The sequence below is a fragment of the Burkholderiales bacterium genome (genome assembly GCA_013695435.1).
Classification (GTDB): domain Bacteria; phylum Pseudomonadota; class Gammaproteobacteria; order Burkholderiales; family JACMKV01; genus JACMKV01.
In genome coordinates, this window is sequence record JACDAM010000187.1 from 1 (window position 1) to 3,644 (window position 3,644).

Annotated in this window: 6 protein-coding genes; 5 read left to right on the plus strand and 1 reads right to left on the minus strand. The window is 57.2% G+C overall.

What is annotated here, in order from left to right:
- Positions 1-49: 49 nt before the first annotated feature.
- Positions 50-241: a hypothetical protein gene (locus tag H0V78_09525; protein MBA2352001.1), complete on the minus strand. Its 192-nt coding sequence runs from the start codon at positions 239-241 to the stop codon at positions 50-52.
- A 156-nt stretch (positions 242-397) separates the two neighbouring features.
- On the opposite strand from H0V78_09525, the gene H0V78_09530 reads away from it, so the two are divergent.
- From H0V78_09530 to H0V78_09550, 5 genes are all read left to right on the plus strand, one after another.
- On the plus strand, positions 398-2,275 hold the full coding sequence (locus tag H0V78_09530; protein ID MBA2352002.1) for a hypothetical protein: 1,878 nt from the start codon (positions 398-400) through the stop codon (positions 2,273-2,275).
- A gap of 78 nt (positions 2,276-2,353) precedes the next feature.
- Complete coding sequence (locus tag H0V78_09535; protein ID MBA2352003.1) at positions 2,354-2,596, plus strand: hypothetical protein; 243 nt, start codon at positions 2,354-2,356, stop codon at positions 2,594-2,596.
- A gap of 207 nt (positions 2,597-2,803) precedes the next feature.
- Positions 2,804-2,944, plus strand: a complete 141-nt coding sequence (locus tag H0V78_09540; GenBank protein MBA2352004.1) for a hypothetical protein — start codon at positions 2,804-2,806, stop codon at positions 2,942-2,944.
- A gap of 60 nt (positions 2,945-3,004) precedes the next feature.
- Positions 3,005-3,295: a ribbon-helix-helix protein, CopG family gene (locus H0V78_09545; GenBank protein ID MBA2352005.1), complete on the plus strand. Its 291-nt coding sequence runs from the start codon at positions 3,005-3,007 to the stop codon at positions 3,293-3,295.
- On the plus strand, positions 3,295-3,489 hold the full coding sequence (locus tag H0V78_09550; protein MBA2352006.1) for a hypothetical protein: 195 nt from the start codon (positions 3,295-3,297) through the stop codon (positions 3,487-3,489). Before H0V78_09545 ends, H0V78_09550 begins: the two co-directional genes overlap by 1 nt.
- Positions 3,490-3,644: the final 155 nt, after the last annotated feature.

Genomic DNA, 3,644 nt, shown 5'->3' on the forward strand with positions numbered 1-3,644 from the left:
AGTTTTTTCAAACACTTTCGCCTTCGCGTCATCGATAGTCGAAATGCGGTCACTCATCATTTTCGCCGCCGTTGTACTGATTACCCATTTCGCCGAAGCGGCCGACGTCCTCACTTCGCGCAACAACCTGGCTCGGACCGGAGTCAATGCCGGCGAGCGGATTCTTACGCCCGCGCGCGTCAACGCGGGAACCTTCGGCAAGTTGTGGACGCTGTACGCCGATGGCCAGATCGTCGCGCAACCGCTGTACGTGTCAAAGCTCAAAGTCGACGCCAGCACCAATCCAAACGCTCCGCTCGTTCAGGGCACCTTCAACGCGGTCCTCATCGCAACGATGCATAACACGATTTATCTCTATGACGCCGATCGTGAGCGGCCGGGGCCTCAAGGACAGAATGTGCCGCTGTGGGCGACCTGGCTTGGAAAGCCTCGACCGGGCGGTGGTGAGATCGACATGTGGGCCACCAACGATCCCGAGTGGGGCATTCTCAGCACGCCCGTGATCGATCCCGCCAAATCGATCGTCTACGTCGTCGCGTGGCACGACGATGGCGGGCACCACAACTACAAATATCGCCTGCACGCGCTTCGGCTCAAGGACGGTACGCATGTTGCGCCTCCGGTCGTCCTCGAGGGGCCGGGCCTCAATTCTAAGCTCCAGAAACAGCGCTCTGGGCTGCTGTTGTCCCAGGGCATCGTGTACATCGGTTTAGGGGGCGACGGAAACAAGGGACTCCTTCTCGCCTACGACGCCAAGACTCTCGCCAAAAAGGCTCAATGGGCCGCGACGCCTACCGGAAATGACGGCGGCATCTGGCAGGCAGGGCAGGCGCCGACTGCCGATGGCGCAGGCAACATCTATCTGATGACAGGTAATGGCACGGCCGATGCCAAGGGAAATAATTATGGGCAGAGCTTCGTCAAGCTTCGTCTCGAAGGCAACGCGTTCAAGGTGAAGGATTACTTCACGCCTTGCAATTTCGCTCACATGAACTCGATCGACTTCGATCTGGGCTCTTCGGGGCCGGTACTCATCCCCGAAACCGACCTGGTGGTCGGCGCCGGGAAGGAGGGCGTGCTCTATCTTTTGTCCACGGGCAAGATGGGCAAGCACGTCGCCCCTGCGCATGAGAATGCGCCTCACTGTCCTAATCCGAACACGCTGCAGGAGCTGCACGTCGCGCAGGGGCATCCGCACTCGCACGTGCACGGCTCGCCGGTTTTTTGGGACGGCGCCAACGGCGCGCGCATCTATCTGTGGGGCGAAAACGATCGGCTGCGTGCGTACCCGTTCGTGAACCGCCGCGTGGTTCCAAACCCGAAAATGAATCAGCACCATTTGCCGGAAGGCATGCCCGGCGGAATGCTCTCGCTTTCGAGCGACGGGAAGAAAAACGGGATTCTATGGGCGGTCGTTCCCCTCGACGGCGACGCCAATGCGTTCCGCGGCGTGAAGGGGCTCGTGCTCGCGCTCGATGCTCAGGACGTATCGAAAGCCTTGTGGACAAGTGAACAATCCGGAGCGCGCGATCGGCTGGGTCTGTTCGCCAAGTTTGTTCCACCGACGATCGCCGATGGCAAGGTGTTCGTTGCGACCTACGGCGATGACGAGGCAATCAAAAAGTACGGCGGCGGCGCGCGTCCGCAAACTTTTCCGAAACGGTATCAGGTCGTGGTCTACGGCATGTTCGCCGAGCAGCCTGCGCCGATCATCGATCAAAGCCGCGACGATGTTCAGCTCGTCCACGCCACCGTTGAAGACAGCCCCGCGATGAATATGCAGAACTGCCGTCCGAGCGCCGCGCAGACGCTCGACTGTACTGATGAACTCGAGCGCGTGGCCAACGCGCCCAGCCTCGAACGGATCACCGTCCCGGCAGGGTCAACGCTTGCTGGTTGCCAGCTCCTGCGCGTAACGACCGTAGTCAACGATGCCGCGATCGCGAACTCGCTCGGCATTGGCTTTTACTCGGCTGAGGCCACCTTGGGCCAGCTCAGCAACAACATCGGTCGGCTCGTTCAGAAAAGCGATCTCAGGAGCGCCGGCCCCGCCGTGCTCAAGAACGGTGAACCCGCGACGCTTCACGAATTCTCCGCGCTCGTGAACTGTGAGGTCGCGCCGGGAACGAATGCCGCCAAGCAATTTAAGCCGCACATCGACTTCGTCGGTGGACCTCCTCGCACCGTCTATCGCAATTGGGATTTGATCAACGGAAACTACGCCATCGGCGGGGCAATCGATAAGATCGAGCGCGAAGCTGAGGTTCTGCAATAACCAAATCAGTTTTGGTACTAGGCGGATTGCGGATTCGCTTGCTCGAATCGTTGGGCGCGCCTGTGATACTGTGAGACTGTGAAAAACGTTACGGTATCGATCCCGGAAGAGATATACCGCCGCGCACGCGTCAAGGCCGCGGCCGACAATACCTCCGTTAGCAAAGTAGTCAGCCAGTTCCTCGAAAATTACGGTGCGGAGGAGGAGCGAATCGCAGCAGCCCGTGCTCAGATGGAAACGTTATTTCGCAAGGTAAAGAGATTTGGTGTCGGCAAGAAAATCCCGCGCCAAGAAATTCATGTCCGCCGCCGCGTTCGTTGACAACAGTGTCCTGCTCTACGCGATCAACAACCGGCCAGACGAGCAATCCAAAACAGACATCGCCCGGGAAATTCTGCGCGAAACGCAGTGGTGCTGGTCGGCCCAGGTCGCCGGAGAGTTCTTCGCTAACGCCGTTTCTCCCAAGCGCAACTTTCGGCTTACTCGACAGAAGCCGCGGCCTTCATCGAAATCTGGTTGGCGTTTCCCATGGCGTCGCTCACAGCAGACATCGTTCTCGAAGCGATGCTGATTCATCAACGATTTCAACCTTCCTACTGGGAGGCGGCCATCATCGCGGCAAGCAAACGAACCTTAAAGAAGTTAAGTCACTACGAACAAACGCATTGATTTTTTTGATCTCGCTTTTCTAATATGTGCATGTGATGCACATATTTCGTGGAGGCGTAGATGGCAGCGGCGACGGAGCGAATCCCAGTTCTCGTAACTCCTGATCAAAAGGCAAAAATCTCTAAGAAAGCCAAGGCGGCAAATTTGACTGTTGGCGAATTCGTCCGCCGGGCCGCAGAAGCGTACCAGCCGGATGATGACGATGATGTGCTTGAGCGATTGATCGAACAAATCAAGAACACCGCGGCGAAAGCATCCAAGGCGCTCGACGCGATCTTGGCGTTTGTTGCCGAATCAGAAAAGCGAATCGAACAAATGGAAGCTGCGCACCCGCGTAAGAGAGCCATCTGATGGCCATCGCCGACAAGCTTTGGGACGCTTCGGCCACAGTCATCAAAATGAATGACAAGATCGAGCGGATGGCGGGACAGATGCACACGCAACAGCAAAAAATAGAGGACCTGACTGGACGGGTTATCAGGCTTGAAACTGCGCTGGAAATAGCTATCGCAGGGAAGGGTCAGCGGTCGTTACCAAAGAAATAGGGGAAGCATAGTAGTTACCAAATGATCCGTTCCGAATAAGGGGAAGATAGACTGAACGTTTGGGTAGTAACCGTTTCTGCGACCTAAGTCGAGTCTGACCCGGTCATTCTTAGACGTAAAGCCTCGGCGTGTGGAATGAGCTTCACTGTACGAAA

Coding starts and splice junctions, on each gene's coding strand:
- H0V78_09540 (MBA2352004.1), top strand. CDS start 2,804: ATGGCGTCGCTCACAGCAGACATCGTTCTCGAAGCGATGCTGATTCAT.
- H0V78_09550 (MBA2352006.1), top strand. CDS start 3,295: ATGGCCATCGCCGACAAGCTTTGGGACGCTTCGGCCACAGTCATCAAA.
- H0V78_09545 (MBA2352005.1), top strand. CDS start 3,005: ATGGCAGCGGCGACGGAGCGAATCCCAGTTCTCGTAACTCCTGATCAA.